At 66.4% G+C, this 16,551-nt stretch carries 13 protein-coding genes; 6 read left to right on the forward strand and 7 right to left on the reverse strand.

Annotated elements, in window-relative coordinates; translation table 11 throughout:
• The first annotated feature begins 86 nt into the window (after nucleotides 1–86).
• Genes MUK72_RS09785 through MUK72_RS09795 form a run of 3 tightly spaced genes read left to right on the forward strand, consistent with a single transcriptional unit; the run spans nucleotide 87 to nucleotide 4,122 of the window.
• Nucleotides 87–1,241, forward strand: a complete 1,155-nt coding sequence (locus MUK72_RS09785; RefSeq protein WP_244699556.1) for a thiamine ABC transporter substrate-binding protein — start codon at nucleotides 87–89, stop codon at nucleotides 1,239–1,241.
• Nucleotides 1,214–3,025 (forward strand): ABC transporter permease, encoded by a 1,812-nt coding sequence (locus tag MUK72_RS09790; protein ID WP_244699572.1) that lies wholly within the window; start codon nucleotides 1,214–1,216, stop codon nucleotides 3,023–3,025. The genes MUK72_RS09785 and MUK72_RS09790 overlap by 28 nt, the downstream gene beginning before the upstream one ends.
• Nucleotides 3,022–4,122 carry an ABC transporter ATP-binding protein gene (locus tag MUK72_RS09795; protein WP_244699577.1) on the forward strand — a complete coding sequence of 367 codons (1,101 nt, stop codon included), beginning with the start codon at nucleotides 3,022–3,024 and terminating at the stop codon, nucleotides 4,120–4,122. The genes MUK72_RS09790 and MUK72_RS09795 overlap by 4 nt, the downstream gene beginning before the upstream one ends.
• Nucleotides 4,123–4,140: 18 nt before the next feature.
• Here the strand turns inward: MUK72_RS09795 and MUK72_RS09800 are convergent, their stop codons facing one another.
• Together MUK72_RS09800 and MUK72_RS09805 are read right to left on the reverse strand one after the other, a co-directional pair.
• Nucleotides 4,141–4,788 carry a nucleotidyltransferase family protein gene (locus tag MUK72_RS09800; RefSeq protein WP_244699580.1) on the reverse strand — a complete coding sequence of 216 codons (648 nt, stop codon included), beginning with the start codon at nucleotides 4,786–4,788 and terminating at the stop codon, nucleotides 4,141–4,143.
• Nucleotides 4,785–5,975 (reverse strand): molybdopterin molybdotransferase MoeA, encoded by a 1,191-nt coding sequence (locus MUK72_RS09805; RefSeq protein ID WP_244699584.1) that lies wholly within the window; start codon nucleotides 5,973–5,975, stop codon nucleotides 4,785–4,787. Before MUK72_RS09805 ends, MUK72_RS09800 begins: the two co-directional genes overlap by 4 nt.
• A gap of 99 nt (nucleotides 5,976–6,074) precedes the next feature.
• On the opposite strand from MUK72_RS09805, the gene MUK72_RS09810 reads away from it, so the two are divergent.
• Both MUK72_RS09810 and MUK72_RS09815 read left to right on the forward strand, forming a co-directional pair.
• Complete coding sequence (locus MUK72_RS09810; RefSeq protein ID WP_244699586.1) at nucleotides 6,075–6,752, forward strand: helix-turn-helix domain-containing protein; 678 nt, start codon at nucleotides 6,075–6,077, stop codon at nucleotides 6,750–6,752.
• 49 nt (nucleotides 6,753–6,801) lie between these two features.
• Nucleotides 6,802–7,416, forward strand: a complete 615-nt coding sequence (locus tag MUK72_RS09815; RefSeq protein WP_244699589.1) for a TetR/AcrR family transcriptional regulator — start codon at nucleotides 6,802–6,804, stop codon at nucleotides 7,414–7,416.
• Between the two features lie 6 nt (nucleotides 7,417–7,422).
• Here MUK72_RS09815 and MUK72_RS09820 read toward each other — a convergent pair whose 3' ends face one another.
• The 5 genes from MUK72_RS09820 to MUK72_RS09840 form a co-directional block, all read right to left on the reverse strand.
• Nucleotides 7,423–9,420 carry a PQQ-dependent sugar dehydrogenase gene (locus MUK72_RS09820; protein WP_244699592.1) on the reverse strand — a complete coding sequence of 666 codons (1,998 nt, stop codon included), beginning with the start codon at nucleotides 9,418–9,420 and terminating at the stop codon, nucleotides 7,423–7,425.
• Nucleotides 9,421–9,613: 193 nt separating this feature from the next.
• A complete protein-coding gene (locus MUK72_RS09825) occupies nucleotides 9,614–10,723 on the reverse strand; it encodes a phosphotransferase family protein (protein ID WP_342346229.1) in 1,110 nt (369 codons plus the stop codon).
• 215 nt (nucleotides 10,724–10,938) lie between these two features.
• Complete coding sequence (locus tag MUK72_RS09830; protein WP_244699598.1) at nucleotides 10,939–12,414, reverse strand: alkaline phosphatase; 1,476 nt, start codon at nucleotides 12,412–12,414, stop codon at nucleotides 10,939–10,941.
• A gap of 132 nt (nucleotides 12,415–12,546) precedes the next feature.
• Nucleotides 12,547–13,587, reverse strand: coding sequence for a zinc-binding dehydrogenase (locus MUK72_RS09835; RefSeq protein WP_244699602.1), 1,041 nt, complete (start codon nucleotides 13,585–13,587; stop codon nucleotides 12,547–12,549).
• A gap of 71 nt (nucleotides 13,588–13,658) precedes the next feature.
• Nucleotides 13,659–14,921: an MgtC/SapB family protein gene (locus MUK72_RS09840; RefSeq protein ID WP_244699605.1), complete on the reverse strand. Its 1,263-nt coding sequence runs from the start codon at nucleotides 14,919–14,921 to the stop codon at nucleotides 13,659–13,661.
• A 124-nt stretch (nucleotides 14,922–15,045) separates the two neighbouring features.
• On the opposite strand from MUK72_RS09840, the gene thiC reads away from it, so the two are divergent.
• Nucleotides 15,046–16,491, forward strand: a complete 1,446-nt coding sequence (gene thiC, locus MUK72_RS09845) for a phosphomethylpyrimidine synthase ThiC (protein ID WP_244699608.1) — start codon at nucleotides 15,046–15,048, stop codon at nucleotides 16,489–16,491.
• Nucleotides 16,492–16,551 lie beyond the last annotated feature (60 nt).

A 16,551-nucleotide genomic window follows, 5' to 3' on the forward strand; every position in this document is an offset into this window, starting at 1 on the left:
TGAAGCCGCGTTTCCCGTTGTCATTCCGTCACGCACCGGCGACCGTGACGACAGTTTTAATTACCACTCGTCGAAACCACCCGGTAATGGATAGACGGCAGTTCCTTCGACGGTCGAGCGCAGGCGTCGCCGGGCTGGCGATGCTGGCAGGCTGTACGGGTGCGGGCGAGAGCGGCAATGGCTCCGGGGCGAACGGCTCGGGAACGAATGGTTCGGGCAACGGAACCACCGAGGCGGGAGCCGACAGTACGGCGACGACCGGCAGCGCGTCGTCCGGCGGCACGCTGCGGGTCGCGACCTACTCGTCGTTCACCGGCGAAGACACGGCGGGCAACTGGCTCAAATCCGCCTTCGAGAAGGAGCAGTCGGGGACGACCGTCGAGTTCCTCACGCCGGAGAACGGCGTCAATCAGTACGTCCAGCGGGCCAAACAGGGCGCGCCGATCGACGCCGATATCTATCTCGGTCTGAACACGGCCGAGCTCGTCCGTGCGCGGAAGAAGCTCGACAAGCCCCTGTTCCAGTCTGTCGGTGAGGATCTCGACGGTGCCGACGGGCTGAAGAAGCCGCTGCGTATCGATCCCAAGAAGCGCGCCGTGCCGTACGACACGGGTTACATCTCGCTCGTCTACAACGAGAACGAGGTGAAGGAGCCGAAGACGTTCGATTCGCTGCTCGAATCGCGTTACGAGGGGGATCTCATCACCGAAAACGCCCAGCAGTCCGATCCCGGGCGGGCGTTCCTGCTCTGGTCGATCATCGCCAAGGGCGAGGAGAACTATCTCGACTACTGGAAGCAGCTCGTCGGCAACGGCGTGAAGGTGCTCTCGGACTGGGAGCCGGCCTATCAGGCCTACTCGGACGGCGAAGCGCCGATGGTGGTCTCGTACTCGACCGATCAGGTCTACTACCACGGCCCCGACGTCGACATGGCGAAACACCAGCTCGGCTTCCTCAACGATCAGGGCTACGCGAACCCCGAGACGATGGCGCTGTTCGAGAGCGCGAACAACCCGCAGCTCGCCCGGACGTTCATGGAGTTCGTGCTCACCGAGACGGCTCAGTCGAAGATCGCGGTCAAGAACGTCCAGTTCCCGGCGGTGAAGGGCGTCACGCCGAGCAAGGAGTTCGATAAGTACGCGAAGGAGCCGCCCGAGACGGTGACGCACTCCTACGACGAACTCGCCGGCTCGGTCGAGTCGTGGGTCGAGGAGTGGTCGCGGCTGGTCGCGAGCGAGTGAACGCGCGGCGCTGGGGCGAGCGACTCGCCGTCCCGACCGCGTTCGTCCTCACCGTCGCGATCCTGGCGCTCGTCTTCTACTACCCCGTCCTGAGCGTGCTGCGCGAGGCGGTCGTCCGTGCCGGCTCGCTGACGGTTGCCCCGCTAGTCGACGTGCTCGGCGACCCCTTCTATACCGGCGTCGCCCACCACCTGTTCACTGCACCGCTCTCGATTCCGGCTGGCGTGCTCGACTGGATCCGAGCCGGGTTCCCGTCGGTCGAGTTCGGTCTGTTCGGCTTCACCGCCTTCCAGGCGTTCCTCTCGACGTTGGCGAGCGTCGTCGTCGGGCTGCCGGGGGCGTATCTGCTCGCGCGCTTCGAGTTCCGTGGCCGACGGACGCTCCGCTCGCTCACCATTCTCCCCTTCGTGTTGCCGTCGATCATGGTGGCGGTCGGCTTCCTCGCCATGTTCGGGCAGAACGGCCTGCTCAACGACGTTCTGAGTGCGCTCGGTCTCGGGCAGGTGAACCTGCTGTTCACGCTCGAAATCATCGTGCTCGCGCATGCGTTCTACAACGCGCCACTCGTGACGCGGCTCGTGACGACCGCCTGGGAGAGCGTCGATGCCCGACGCGTCGAGACGGCCCGAGCACTCGGTGCCGGCCCGTTTCGTGCCTTTCGCGACATCGTGGTGCCACAGCTCCTTCCCGCACTACTGACTGCCGCGCTGCTCACGTTCGTCTTCACCTTTCTCTCCTTTCCGATCGTGCTCGCGCTCGGCGGGTTGCGCCTCGCCACCGTCGAGGTCTGGCTCTACGCGCGCGTCCAGGACCTCGAACTCGCCGAGGCGGCGACGCTCGGCACCATCGAGACGGTGCTCTCGCTCGCGCTCACCTATCTCTACCTCCGGTACGAGGCACGACAGACGACCACGGGCGGCGGAACGACGCTCTCGCGGCGTGCGCTCGCGATCGGCTGGAGGACCCTTCGTGATCCGATTCGAATCGGGCTCGCGGTCTACGGCGTCGGAATTCTCGTTCTGTTCGTCGGCCCGCTCGTAAGCATGGTCGTCGAGAGCGTCACCGGCCCGAACGGGCTGACGGGCGCGTACTACGAGTTCCTGCTCAACCAGCAGGCGACGACGGCGGCCGGCACGACGAAACCGCTGCCGGCGATCGCGAACTCGCTGGCCTTCGGCGTCGGCACGCTCGCGCTCGCGGTGCCGATGGGGATCGTCGTCTCGGTGATGGCGACCCGGGGCGGGACCGGCTCGCGGCTGGCCGAGACGCTGATGAGCGCGCCGCTGGCGGTCAGCGGCGTCGTCGTCGGTCTCGGCTTGCTCCAGACGCTCGTCTTCGGGACGACGGTCGCCGGCTATCGGTTCACCGCCGGCGGGGCACTCGCCATCGTCGTCGCGCACGCGGTCGCGGCCTACCCGTTCGTGACGCGCAACGTCACCCCGGCGCTCGCCGGCATCGACTCGCAACTCGTCGATTCGGCGCGCTCGCTCGGTGCGAGTCGGTTTCGGACCCTGCTCGACATCGAACTCCCGCTCGTGTGGACGGCGGTACTCGCCGGCGGTGCGTTCGCCTTCGCCATCTCGATCGGCGAGTTCGATACGACGGTTTTACTCGCCGAGGGTGTCGAAAGCTACACGATGCCGGTCGCGCTCGAACGGTATATCGGCAATCGGTCGCTTGGTCCGAGTCTCGGACCAGCGACCGCGATGGGCACCGTCCTCCTCCTGGTGACGGCCGCGAGCTTCCTCGTCATCGAGCGCCTCGGCGGGCGGTGGGAGCCATGAGCGACGCCGTACCCGAACGTGACCCCACCACAGCGGAGGCGGGCGTGGCACTCGACAACATCACCGTCGCATTCGGCGGCGTCACCGCGCTCGAAGACGTCTCGCTGTCGGTCGACGAGGGCGAGTTCTTTACGCTCGTCGGCCCGTCGGGTTGTGGGAAGACCACGACGCTCCGAGCCGTCGCGGGCTTCGAGGAACCGGCCGCGGGCGAGGTCCACATCGATGGCGGGCGCGTCACCGATCTCGCCCCCGAACGGCGCGATGTCGGCGTCGTCTTCCAGCATTACGCGCTGTTTCCGCACATGACGGTTCGTGAGAACGTCGCCTACGGACTCCGCTTTCGCGACCCGCCGGGCGGCGTCGCCGACGACGAGCGCGTCGACGAACTGCTCTCGCTGGTCGACATGGCGGGGATGGGCGAGCGCGATCCCGAACAGCTCTCGGGCGGTCAGCAGCAACGGATCGCGCTTGCTCGCGCACTCGCGCCCGGTCCCGACGTACTCCTGCTCGACGAACCGCTGTCGGCGCTCGATGCCCGCCTCCGCGAGCGCCTCCGAGTGACGATCCGGGAGATCCAACAGGAGCTCGGGATCACCACGATCTACGTGACCCACGACCAGAGCGAGGCGCTCGCCATCAGCGATCGTGTCGCCGTCGTTAGCGGAGGACACATCGAGCAGGTCGCCCCGCCCGAAACCGTCTATCGGGAGCCCAAGTCCCGGTTCGTCGCGGAGTTCGTCGGCGAGAACAACCTCCTCGATGGCGAGGTGACAGAATCGGCCCCGCCGTACGCGACCGTCGACGGCGTCGAGATCGCGCTCCCCGAGAGCGCCGCGGTCGATACCGGCGATTCCGTGGCGCTCTGTGTACGGCCCGAGGTACTCTCGCTCGGCGAGAACGATACGGCCTCGAACGCAACGACGCTAACGGCGACCGTCGAGCACCGCGAGTTTCTCGGCGATGCCTACCGAGTTCACTGCTCGTGGAACGGACGGTCGCTGCTCGTCAAGACCGGTAGTCGGGAGCCGCCCGAGGGGACCGTGACGCTGACCGTCGATGCGGACGACATCCATCTGTTGTCGGATAGCGGACGCTGAGTCGCCCGGATCGTCCATTTACCGGACGCGTTCGAGATCGTCCTGCGTGTCGATATCCATGACGACGCCCGCGTCGTCGGTATCGAGTAGCACGCCGCTGTCAAGCAGAATATCTCTCCCACCGACATCGCCATCGACCGCGCACAGCGCGTCGAAGTGGTCGGCCCCGAACAGCACCGGATTGCCGCGCTGACCCTCGTAGGCGGCAGCCACGGCATCGACGACGCCGCCGGCGAACCCATCGACGAGCAGATCGACGGTCGCGCTGTCGACGAACGGCATGTCACCAAGCAAGAATATTGCGGCGTCCGCATCGCTGTCTGCGGCCGCACGCGCGCCGTGCTCGACGGAGGTCGATAGCCCTCGCTCGTAGGCGTCGTTTGCAACGAACGCGACGTCGAAGTCGGCGAGCACTTCCTGAACGGCGCTCGACTGGTGGCCGAGCACGGCGACGACCCGCGACACCCGCGAGTCGAGCAGCGTGCGGGCGGCGCGACGAACGAGCGGTTCCCTATCGATATCGGCGAGGAGCTTGTTCCGCTCGCCGAAACGGCTGCTCCCGCCCGCAGCGAGCAGCACGCCGACGACGGTCGGGTCGTGGTCCGTTCGTCCCGAAATCGATTCGTGAATCGTGTTTGGATCGATGCGACGGAGTTCCTCGCTCATGCGAGCACCCGATAGGGAACGACCGCGACCGGCTGGCCGGCGTCGAGCGAGCGTTCGGCGAGGACGATCCCGTCCGCGGTCGTCGTTCTCGTGTTGGCGGCAACGAGCCCCGGCGCGAACCGCTCGTCGTAGATCGCGAGCGACGAGTCGGCGTGACCCAACGGGATGGCTTCGTTCCCGTCGAGAACGACCGGCACCGCGTACTCGCGGTCGTCGTCGGGGATCTCGACGGTGCTCGTCAGCCCGGCGGTGACCGATGGTAGCCGCCGCTGGCCCGTGAAGAACGATCGGGCAACGAGCACGGCGGCGGTGTGGGCCGCGAGCGGTTTGCCCGGCAGCCCGACGACGAGCGCACCGTCGACGACCGCCGCCAGCACCGGCCTGCCGGGTTGGAGGCGCACGCTCTCGAACAGCGGGTCGTGGGCTTCGAGCACCGTGGCGACGTGGTCGGCGCTCCCGACGCTCGTCCCACCGGTCGTGAGAACCACGTCGTGGGTCGCGGCGGCGCTCTCGATGGCGCGGCGCACGGCCCCGGAGTCGTCGGGCACGCTCTCGCGGATCGTCGGCTCGTGGCCCCATTCCCGGACGAGCCCGGCGAGGAACTCCGAGTCGCGGTCGGGCTGGCGACCCTCGTGGATCTCGGTGCCGGTCGCCACGATGCCCACCGAGAACCGCTCGTGGACAGTCACGGACTCGATGCCGATGTCGCTCAGGAGCGCCGCATGCCGGGCGGCGAGTCGCGTGCCGGCGTCGAACAGCGACTCGCCCGCCTGTGCCGTCCCGCCGCGCGGCGAGACGTTCGTCCCCGGGGCGAGCTGTGGGCCCGAAACCCGTTCGTCGTCGACGGTCGCGTCCTCGACTTTCAGCACGGCATCGGTCCGGACGGGCAGCGGCGCGCCGGTAGCGATGCGGGCGGCCTCCCCCTCGTCGAGTTCCGGTGGCTCGTCCTCGGGGAACACCTCCGCGGCGACCGCCGGCGACTCGTCGTCGGTGGCGATCGCGAACCCGTCCATCGTCGCGTAGTCGTGCGGCGGCACGGCGGACGGGGCGCGCACGCCCTCTGCGAGCGTGCGGCCGGCGAGCGCATCGAGGGAGACGGGTTCGCTGGAGCAGGCATCGAGCGCCGTGGAGCGGTGGTCGAGCAGTCGTTCGACCGCGTCCGCGCGGGCGAGATCCGTTCTGGCCATGCGCCATCGAGGAACGAACGCGGCATATTCCTTCCCCCGATCCGCGGCGCTCCGAAAGCGTGCCAGGGAATTTTTGCCGGACGGACGCGAACGCCGACCATGTCCAACGCCTGCATCGTCCGCGGAGAGATCCCGGCCGAGGAGTTCGCGCTGTACGAGGCGCTCGACGCGCTGCCCGACGTCGAGTTCGAGGTCGAACGCATCGTCCAGAGCGGCGACGAGGCGGCCATGCCGCTGATGTGGATCCGCAACGCCACGGTTGAGGCCGTCGGAGAGGCCTTCGGGGACGATCCGAGCGTCGATGAACTCGAACTGCTGTCCGCGTTCGACGAGGAGCAACTCTACCGCATGCAGTGGGTCTCGGAGGTCGAGGTGGTGCTCCAGATGCTGACGAACTCGCACGCGACCATCACCGACGCCTACGGGACCGATGGTCGATGGTATCTCCGCGTGCTCTACCCCAACCGCGAATCACTCTCGAAGACCGTCCAGTTCGCCGACGACAACGGGCTCACCTTCGACGTCACGGCCATCCGGCAGCTCGAAGGCGAGCCCGCGGGCCGCTTCGGACTCACCGAGGCGCAGTTCGAGGCGCTCGAAACCGCGCTCGAAGCGGGTTACTACCAGGTTCCGCGCGAGACCGATCAGAGCGAACTCGCCGACCAGTTGAACATCTCCCATCAGGCGCTCTCCGAACGACTCCGACGCGCGACGGGCGCACTCATCGAGGACGCGCTGTTGGTCGGCGCAGTGGAAGCACGGCAGGACGGCTCATGACGTACACGAGCGACAGGATATAACCGTCCGCCGCCGAATAGTCAGTCAAATGAGTTCGTCAGAGGGTGGATCGGAGCCGACCGACACCCGCGAGGAGATCATGGAGGCGACCTACCGTGCGCTCTGCGAGCACGGCTACGCCAATCTCACGATGCAGGCGATCGCCGACGAGTTCGAGAAGACCAAGGCCGTTCTGCACTACCACTACGACACGAAGGACGAGCTGCTCGCGGCCTTTCTGGAGCATCTCCTCGACCGATTCACGAGCCGCCTCGACGTCGATAGCGACGATCCGAACGCACGCCTCGACGCCCTCGTCGACGAACTGCTGCTCGGGCTCGACGACGAAAGCGGCGAGGATCGCGAGTTCCACACGGCCCTGCTCGAACTGCGCGCGCAGGCACCGCACAACGCCGCCTTCCGTGAACAGCTCGCGGCCAACTACGATCTCCTGCTCGACATGCTCACGACCATCATCGACGACGGCATCGAACAGGGCGTCTTTCACGACGTCGATGCCGAGCGGCTGGCGGCGCTGATCATGGCGACGATGCTCGGCGGGCGCGTCCACCAGATCACCCTCGACCGCGAGGCGATCGCCCTCGACGTGCGCGAGGTGCTCGAAGACGAGATCCTCGACGATCTCCGCAACAAAGCGGAATAGCCGCTTTCAGCGCCGGAGACGGCGCGCGGCGAGACCGCCGATGCCGGCGAGCGCGGCGAGCACGCCGAAGCCCGCCCCGTCGCCGCTCGTCTCGGTTCCGCTCGCGTTGCCCGACCCATCCGTAGCGCCCGATCCGTTCGCCGTGCCGTTTCCAGCCGCCGACCGAACGCCCGCCGTCGCGTTCGCGTCGGTATCGGTCGCGTCGGTGCCCAGTGCGGTCGTGGTGGAGCCCGTTGCGTTCGCGGTCGCGTTCGTCCCGTCCGGGGTCGTTGCGGTGCCCGTCGCTTCGGTCGCCGTGATCCGGTTCACCGCACCGCCGAGCTCGCCGGCGGAGGTCAGCGCGAACAGTTCGCCGTCGGCATCGCGGGCGATGGCGATGAGATAGCCCTCGACTGCGCCGCCCTCTGCGCCCTCGACTTGAAGCCGTTCGAGATCCCAGAGCCCGTCTTCGGTGGGGGTGGCCGCGAACAGCGACGAGCGTGGGTCGCCCTCCGTGCTGTAGTCGCCGAAGACGTATTTCCCGTCGAGGGCGTCGATCGAGCCGTCGTAGAGATAGCCACCGATGACCGAGATACCGATGGTCTCACCGTTGCGGGCGTGGGGGTACTCGATGACGGGATCGCGAAGCGGCTCGCCACCCCGGACGTCCGGCGGCGTTCGGCTCGGGCAGTTCTTCGGCATGTCGCTCAGGCTCTCGGTGCCGTAGCAGTGGGTACCTTCGCGGACGTTCCAGCCGTAGTTGCCGCCCTTCACGACGCGGTCGATCTCCTCGTAGCGGTTCTGGCCGACGTCGGCGACGTAGAGCTCGCCGTCGTTGAAGCTCATCCGCCAGGGGTTGCGAAATCCCCAGGCGTACTGTTCGTCCAGTCCGTTCTCGCCGACGAGCGGGTTGTCGTCGGGGATCGCGTAGGGTTTCTCCCCGTTCTGGCTGTCGACGTCGAGACGCAGGATCGATCCCCGGAGATTCTCGGTGACGTCCTGGCCGTTGCCGCCGCGATTGCGATCGTACCAGTCGCTGGCGTGGCCGGGCCCCGTATCCCGCGGGCCGCCACCGTCGCCGTAGGAGGTGTAGAGATAGCCGTCGGGCCCGAACGCGACCGCGCCGCCGTTGTGGACCTTGCGGGGTTCGTGGACTTCGAGCAGCACTCGCTCGGAGTCGGGACGCGCACTCGTGCCGTCCTCGTTCGCCTCGAACTCCGAGAGGACCTCCGTGTGCGAGAACTCGTCGGGTGCGTCGTCGGCGGGCGGGGCGCTGTAGCGCACGTAGAAGCGCCGGTTCTGCTCGTAGTTGGGATGTGGCGCGAGTCCGAGAAATCCACGCTCGCCGGTAATCTCGGCGAGGCGATCACGCAAATCGAGGAACGGCTCGTCGCGCAACTGATCGCCCTCGTTGAGCTGGGCGACCCCGTAGAGATCGACGACGACTCGCTGGTCGTCGCCCGGCAGCAGCGCCATGTCGGTCGGTACTTGAAAGCCGCCGACGAGCCGTTCGAGGCCGATCGTCGGCCCGGTCGGGACGGCCTGCTCGGTGGTCGTGGCGTCCGTCGTGGCCGACGAGCCGGAGCCGAAGCGCACGCTCCCGCGCATCGACGACCGGTGTGGCTCGCAGATGTATTCGGCCATCTCCTCGCGAGCGGTAAATTCGATCGTCTGGGTCGCGCCCTGCTCGCTCATCACCTCGGTACGCTTCAGGACGTCGTCGTTCTCGTCGATCAGCGCGATGTTGTGACCCATCCCGTCGAGATTCGTCCACGTGATGCGGTAGTCGACGCCGGCTTCGAGGGCGAGCGTGGGGTTTTCTTCGCCAGCGATCGACTCGGGCGTGCGACCCTGCCAGCCGGCGATCTTCCCGCCGAGTTCGATCGTGCGACTGCTCTGTGCGCGCCCGCGCCCGGCGGTGGCGACGCCCGCGAGCGCGCCGGCCGCCGTCAGCCCGAGAAATCGCCGTCGGCCGACGGTTCGTGCCGTCGAGTGTCCGTCCTGTGTGTGCTGTATCGGGTTCACGTGAGCGTTCGGTCGAATCGAACGGCGCTCGGGACAAAATCGTGACGACTTGCCGGTCGTCCAGATTGGAAAAGTGGTCGAAAAGACTCATTGAAATCTTCAAACGACGATGTGTTCCGGCATCCTGCTGAATAGATCGCGGGTGATAGTTGTGGAGCGAAGTCGAAATCAGCTGATGTCGACGGTATTCCATTCAGAGATACTGTTCGACGAATGCTCGATGCTCAGTTGCCCGAGCCGCGCGGTCGTCCAAGGTGGGATCGGTGCGGGCGAACAGCGGGAGACACGCCATCTGATCCAGGCGGAAGACGAGTCGATAGAGACGGATCCGCTCACGCGTTGCTGCGTCGAAGGACCACTCATCGCGCACCGATTCATACGCATCCCAGAGCGCCCGGCGCAACCCGCCCGCACGGCCTGCCGATGCGCTGGCATCCGTGTTCAAATCCGGCTTCAGTAACTTTGACTCCGCGATGGCAAGGTTGAATGCCGGTGGGGCGGACATGAGATTCGCCCAGTCGAGAACCGCACGAGCCTCTCCGGATTCCGGAGCGACGACCAAGTTTCCGTATCGGTAGTCCTTATGACAGTACGTCGGTGGTTTCGGCGCGGAGAGGTTGGAGATCGTCTCCTTCAGATAGCTTCGGATGTCGGGGACGAGATTGTCGAAGCGATTCGGGTCCGTCGCGAGTTCCGGAAAGTACCCACCGTCCTCTAGAAGTTGATCCAGCGTCTCCTCGTATGAGTCGAGCAGCCAATCGTGGAACACATCGTAACTCGGTGAGTCGGATGTGTCGAGTACGGATATCCCGCCGTTCGTGCCCACTATATCGCCGATCTCGTCGAAGGAATCGAGCGTGTGGAGTTCCGCCAGATTCCGTCCAGCCTCACTGAAGATTGTCTCACGGACGTCAAACGGGAGATCCGGTGCGTCAGCATGGTCGATCGTCCGGCCGTCGACGTACTCCATCAGGAAATACGGGGCCGGGTAGGTTTCGTGATCGTCGCAGGTGTCGAACACAGTCGGAACTGGGACGGTTGTTTCTCGACGAAGGAGTGAGAGGACCCGTGGTTCAGCCTTGGATCGGTCCGCAGCTAGCGGATGGCTGCTGGTGCTAGCCTTGAGGACGATACTCCGCTCTCCCATTGGCGTGTCTACGTCGAAGGCGACCGTGGAATTAACGCCCTCTGCGATACGATCGATGTCCCTCGGAGACCAAGCGGGACGTAGATACCGGACCATCTCGACCAGCATCCCGTCGGAGATCTCAACGGACGATTTCTCCGTCCCGGCACCGGACATGGGATTTCACTAGATAGACACACTGAAAAGTATGGTGTAGCGTAGTGGTTTGGGGGTAAGCGGTCTCTCCGCTGGACGCGTTCCAATGTATCTCCCTATCGGACGACCGTGAGTTCTTCTCACAGGCCATATCGGACAGATTCCCGCTGTATCCTGCACGCTGTTCCCGGTATTTTTCGAGGGGCCAACAGAGCCACGGAAAGGAAGAGTGTGGCTCAGTCGCCGTTCAGCCGCTTGCGGATCGCGTCGGCGATGTCCGTGTTGTCGACGGTGCCATCGAAGAACTCGGCGTTTGGACCGGTGGCGAAGGTCGGGACGTTCTCGGCGGTGTGGCCGGTCGACGTCCAGCCGATCCGTATCCGCTCGTTGAGGATCTCCGCGACCGGTGTGTTGTACGCACGCAGTTCGTCGAGTTCGGTGTCGAGCAGTTCGACACCCATCTGCTCGGCCATGATCGAGGCGACCTCCTCACGCGACTCAGCCTCCTCGATCTGCGGGACGACCGTGGCCGTGCTCGCGTTCATCCCGTCGAGTACGTCGAAGTTCACGTCGTACGGGCCACCCGTCCCGAGCGAGAGACCGCCCGTCTCGTGGTCGGCGGTCGTGATGACCGACGTCTCGCCGTGGGAATCCTCGGCGTAATCGAGCAGTCGACCGATCACGTCGTCGGCTTCGAGCTGTTCGTGGGCGACGACCGGGTAGTTCGAGTGGCTCGCGTGGTCGATGCGGCCGGCTTCCACGAGGAGGAAGAAGCCCTTTCGCCCGCCCCGGGCTTCGAGCAGTTCGATCGCCGTCCCGGCCATCGCGCCGAGTCCCGGCTGGGTCGAGTCATCGTCGTCCTGCCGATCGAGCGTGTAGCTCAAATGGTCGGACTCGCTGAACAGGCCGAGCGCCGGCGCGCTGTCGAGCGAATCGAGCTCGCTCGCGGTCGTGACGTAGTTGTAGCCGTTGCGTTTGGCCTCGGCGACTAAGTTCGCGCTGTCGTTCTCGCGGCCATCGGGCAGGAAGTACGAGCGCGCGCCGCCGAAGAGCACGTCGACACCGCTGTCACGGACGTACTGTTTGGCGATCTTCTCCTCCTCGTCGCGGGACGGAACGTGGCTGGCGAACGATGCCGGCGTCGCGTGCGTCATCCGCGCCGTCGTCACCAGCCCGACGGCGTAGCCCATATCGCGGGCTTGCTCCAAGACAGTCTGCTTGGGGACGAACTCGCCCGCGTCGTTCTTCACGCCGGCGATCGCACCATTGTAGCTCTTGTGGCCGGTCGATAGCGCCGTGGCCGTCGCCGCCGAATCGGCGACGAACTCCTCGGGATCGTCCGGATACGTCATCGCCGAGCCGTGCGCGTCGTGGCGATCGACGTTGTAGGTCACGTCGGCAGCGTTCAGCGGGAACTTCTCCGAGTTCTTCCGATAGGACTTCAGATATCGGCCCAGATCGAGCTGTGCGCGACCCTGTCCGTCCCCGACGAACAGAATGACGTTCGTCGGTCCGTCGTCCCCACCATCGTCGTCCTCGTCCGCGTCGTCGGTGTCGTTCGCGTTTGCCGGGTCGGTCCCCTGAAGTCCGAGCGCCGCCATGCCGGCCGCCGCGCTCGATCCCTTGAGGAACGTTCGGCGCGTCGTGTTCGGGCCGTCATCTGCATCGTTGTCGGTGCCACTCGCCCGTTCCGTCGATGGTCTCTCCGACATCGGACAAATCCCCACCCACCTGCATCATAAAACTTGTTACATATGTCAGAATTCCACATGGTATTATGTGTCATGTAAATATTCAACATGGGGCCGCTCGGATGGCACCGATCCACGCGAACCGCGTTCCGATCAGCGCTCGCTGTCGGGGATCACGACGACCTTGCCGAACCCCTCGCGTTCTTCGAGCATCTCGTGGGCACGAGTGGCCTCGCTCATCGGCAGCGTCTCTCGAATCCGGGGCTCGAAGGTGCCGTCCCAGACCAGCGAGAGCACATCGTCGACTTCGCCGAGGGTGGCCATCGTCGATCCCAGGATGTCGATCTGCTTCCAGAAGACGCGGTTGATGTTCGTCTCGGCCTTCGGGCCGGTGGTCGCCCCGCAGGTGACGAGCCGACCGCCCTTGGCGAGACATTTCGTCGAGTCGTCCCACGTCTCCGGACCGACGTAGTCGACGACGACGTCGACGCCCCGTCCGTCGGTGAGCTCTCGCATCTCGCTTGCGAAATCGTTCTCGGCGTAGTTAATCGTGTGATCGGCCCCACACTCCTCGGCGTATTCCAGTTTCTCGTCGGTGCTCGCGGTCGCGTAGACCTCCGCGCCGGCGTAGTCGGCGATTTGGACCGCCGCCTGGCCCACTCCCCCGGAGGCACCGAGAATCAGGATGGACTCGCCGGCCTCGATGTCGGCGCGGGTCATCAGCATGCGCCACGCGGTCTGGAAGGTCAGCGGTGCGGCCGCCGCCGTCACCCAGTCCACGTCGTCGGGAACGTGGACGAGGTTCGCGGCGGGGACGGCCGCCTGCTCGGCGTGGACTCCACGAACGTGCTCGCCGATGAGGTGGTAGCTCTCACAGAGCGAGTGCTCGCCGTGGCGGCAGAACTCGCACTCGCCACAGGAGACGCCGGCGGTGACGGCCACGCGATCGCCGACCTCGACGCGCGTGACGTCTTCTCCAATGTCGGTGACGACACCGGCGGCGTCGCTGCCGGGGATATGTGGCATCTCGAGATCGACGCCCGGCAGTCCGCGGCGCGTGAAGACGTCGAGGTGGTTCAACGCACCGGCCTTCACGTCGACGAGGGCTTCGTCCTTCCCTGGTTCGGGGTCGGGGAAGTCGCCGTACTCGATGACGTCACGGTCGCCGTGCTCGGTGAACTGGACTGCCTGCATGTCACCGGATGACAGCGACGCGCGCATAGCGGTTTCGGTCGTTGATGACAGATCGTTCAGTTCGGCGTCGCTCACAGCGTCACGAGAACCGCCGCCGCGAGCGAACCGGCCAGGAGAACGGCGCTCCAGAGCGCGACACGGGAGGCGAACGACCGACTCGGTCCGGCGGCGGTCAGCGCGGCCTTGACGACGATGCTCGACGCGGTGGCGAGCAGGACGGCGATGACGGCCGTCTCGCCGGCCAGGCTACCCGTGCGATAGAGCGAGACGGTCGAAGCGGTCGCGCCCGCACTGGAGACGAGCCCCGAGAGCACGGCGGTCACGTAGAAGCCCACCTCGCCGAACTCCGACTGGGCGATGCCGCCGGCCAGGATGATGACGGCGAACATCGCACCGAAGGCGAGCACGTTGCGCAGTGAGAACGGGCTGTCGAGCTCCATCTCCACAGGTGTGTTCCAGTCGGCCGTGACGGCGGCGATGGCGACGCTACCGACGACGACCACGACGAGCGGCACGAGCGCGCCCACGAGCACGTCCGGGAAGGTGAATGCGAGCACGATGGCGAGATTGCGCAGCGCCATCGCGGCGTCGGCGAGCAGGACGGCCGCCACCGCGTAGGATGTCGCTGCGGGCCGCTGTCGCACCGAATCGAGCATCGTCCCCACGACCGCCGTCGAGGAGGCCAGTCCACCGAAAAAGCCCGTGACGGCGATGCCCCGTCCGCCGTACGTCCGCACGATGGCGTAGTTGACGATGCCGATGGCGGCGACCGCGACCACCATCAGCCAGACGACGCGCGGTTCGAGTTCGACCGCCAGCGGGCCGGAGCCGAGCGTGATGTCGCCGGTCGGGAGCAGCGGGTAGATGACGAACGCGAGGATGGCGAACTCGGTCGTCGAGCGGAGCTCCTCGCGCGAGAGCGCGCCGGCGAACGTGTGGAGTTCGCGCTTGAGCACGAGCAGCAGCGAGGAGAGAACGGCAACGGTGACGCTCTCGATGACGAACCCGGCGGCGGTCAGCGCGCCGACGCCGTAGGCGACCAGCATCGACACCGAGGTGGTGAGCGAGAGGCCGAGGTCCTCGTCGCGCAGCCCCTGGATCGCCAGAACCGTGCCCTGGACGATGACGAGCACGCCGCCGACCGCCAGCAGTCCGTCGCGCCCCAGCGTGGTGAAGACGGCCCCGAGCAGGCTGATGAGCGAGAACGTCCGAACGCCGGCGGGCTTGTCCGACCACTCGCGTTCGAGCCCCAGAAACAGCCCGAGCGCACCCGCGAGCGCGATCCTGGCGACGGGGCTGTCGAGCGGGACGGCCAACTGGACGACGGGGCTCACGCTTGGGCGTTCTCCCGCTGACGTATAAACGTCCGTCGTCCTCGCTCGGGTAGTGTGTCCGACCATCGCCGACCGTCGCCGGCGGTCGCCAACTTTATAATCGAGTAGTATAACTAGGTTATCGATGGCGAAGACACAGCTCCAGTCCGCCCGCGAGGGTATCGTCACGCCGGCGATCGAGCGCGTCGCCGAGCGCGAGAACCGCGATCCCGAGTTCGTCCGCGAGCAGGTCGCGGCGGGAGAGGCGGTGATTCCCGCGAACCACGCTCACGAGGGGCTCGACCCGATGATCATCGGTCGCGAGTTCTCGACGAAGGTCAACGCCAACATCGGCAACAGCGAGACGACGAGCGACCGGACCGAGGAGCTCCGCAAGCTCCACGCGGCGGTCCACTACGGCGCGGACACGGTGATGGATCTGAGTACCGGCGAGGAACTCGACACGATCCGCGAGGCGAACGTCGAGCACTCGCCCGTGCCGATCGGGACGGTCCCGATCTACGAGGCGGTCAAGCGCGCGGAGAGCCCCGAGGAGATCACCCACGAGCTCCTGCTCGATGTGATCGAAAAGCAGGCCGAACAGGGCGTCGACTACATGACGATCCACGCCGGCATCCTGATGGAACACCTCCCGTTGACCGACGGCCGGGTGACGGGGATCGTCTCGCGCGGCGGTTCGATTCTCGCCCAGTGGATGGAGGAGAACGCGATGCAGAATCCCCTCTACACCGAGTTCGAGACAATCTGCGAGATCTTCGCCGAGCACGACGTCACCTTCAGCCTCGGCGATGGGCTTCGACCCGGAAGCCTCGCGGACGCGAGCGACGAGGCCCAGTTCGCCGAGTTGGACACGCTCGGTGAGCTTACCCGAACCGCGTGGGATCACGGCGTCCAGGTGATGGTCGAGGGGCCGGGCCACGTGCCGATGGACCAGATCCGGGGCAACGTCGAGCGCCAGCAGGAGGTCTGTGACGGCGCGCCGTTCTACGTGCTCGGGCCGCTCGTGACCGATGTCGCGCCGGGCTACGACCACATCACGAGCGCGATCGGGGCGACCGAGGCCGCCCGCGCGGGCGCGGCGATGCTCTGCTACGTCACGCCCAAAGAACATCTCGGACTGCCCGACGCAGAGGACGTCCGTGAGGGGCTCGCGGCCTACCGGATCGCGGCCCACGCCGGCGACGTGGCCAACGGGCTGCCCGGTGCGCGCGACTGGGACGACGCGCTCTCGCAGGCCAGATACGATTTCGACTGGCGCGAGCAGTTCGATCTCGCGCTCGATCCCGACCGCGCCCGGGACTCGCACGACCAGACGCTGCCGGGTGACAACTACAAGGAGGCACGCTTCTGCTCGATGTGTGGCGTCGAGTTCTGCTCGATGCGGATCGACCAGGACGCCCGCGACGCCGACGGCGAGATGGACGCGCTCGATACGGGTGTCGATCTCGATGCCTCGCCGGCCGCGGCTGTCAACCTCCCGCCGGTCGGCACCCACGACACGAGCGCCATCCCCGAACTGCCCGAGATCGACGCGGCGGCCCACGGCGAGGGTGAACCCGCCGACGACTGACCTCCCTCCCCTCTACCTCTTTCTCGCTCCATTCTTGCGGCGCGTGGGCTGTCAGTTCAC

It is taken from the genome of Halococcus dombrowskii (assembly GCF_022870485.1).
GTDB classification, from domain to species: domain Archaea; phylum Halobacteriota; class Halobacteria; order Halobacteriales; family Halococcaceae; genus Halococcus; species Halococcus morrhuae.

Excerpts from the sequence above, each read along its gene's own strand:
- thiC (WP_244699608.1), top strand. The coding sequence starts at position 15,046 with ATGGCGAAGACACAGCTCCAGTCCGCCCGCGAGGGTATCGTCACGCCG.
- MUK72_RS09785 (WP_244699556.1), top strand. The coding sequence starts at position 87 with ATGGATAGACGGCAGTTCCTTCGACGGTCGAGCGCAGGCGTCGCCGGG.
- MUK72_RS09800 (WP_244699580.1), bottom strand. The coding sequence starts at position 4,788 with ATGAGCGAGGAACTCCGTCGCATCGATCCAAACACGATTCACGAATCG.
- MUK72_RS09835 (WP_244699602.1), bottom strand. The coding sequence starts at position 13,587 with ATGCAGGCAGTCCAGTTCACCGAGCACGGCGACCGTGACGTCATCGAG.
- MUK72_RS09825 (WP_342346229.1), bottom strand. The coding sequence starts at position 10,723 with ATGTCCGGTGCCGGGACGGAGAAATCGTCCGTTGAGATCTCCGACGGG.
- MUK72_RS09805 (WP_244699584.1), bottom strand. The coding sequence starts at position 5,975 with ATGGCCAGAACGGATCTCGCCCGCGCGGACGCGGTCGAACGACTGCTC.
- MUK72_RS09810 (WP_244699586.1), top strand. The coding sequence starts at position 6,075 with ATGTCCAACGCCTGCATCGTCCGCGGAGAGATCCCGGCCGAGGAGTTC.
- MUK72_RS09795 (WP_244699577.1), top strand. The coding sequence starts at position 3,022 with ATGAGCGACGCCGTACCCGAACGTGACCCCACCACAGCGGAGGCGGGC.
- MUK72_RS09830 (WP_244699598.1), bottom strand. The coding sequence starts at position 12,414 with ATGTCGGAGAGACCATCGACGGAACGGGCGAGTGGCACCGACAACGAT.
- MUK72_RS09815 (WP_244699589.1), top strand. The coding sequence starts at position 6,802 with ATGAGTTCGTCAGAGGGTGGATCGGAGCCGACCGACACCCGCGAGGAG.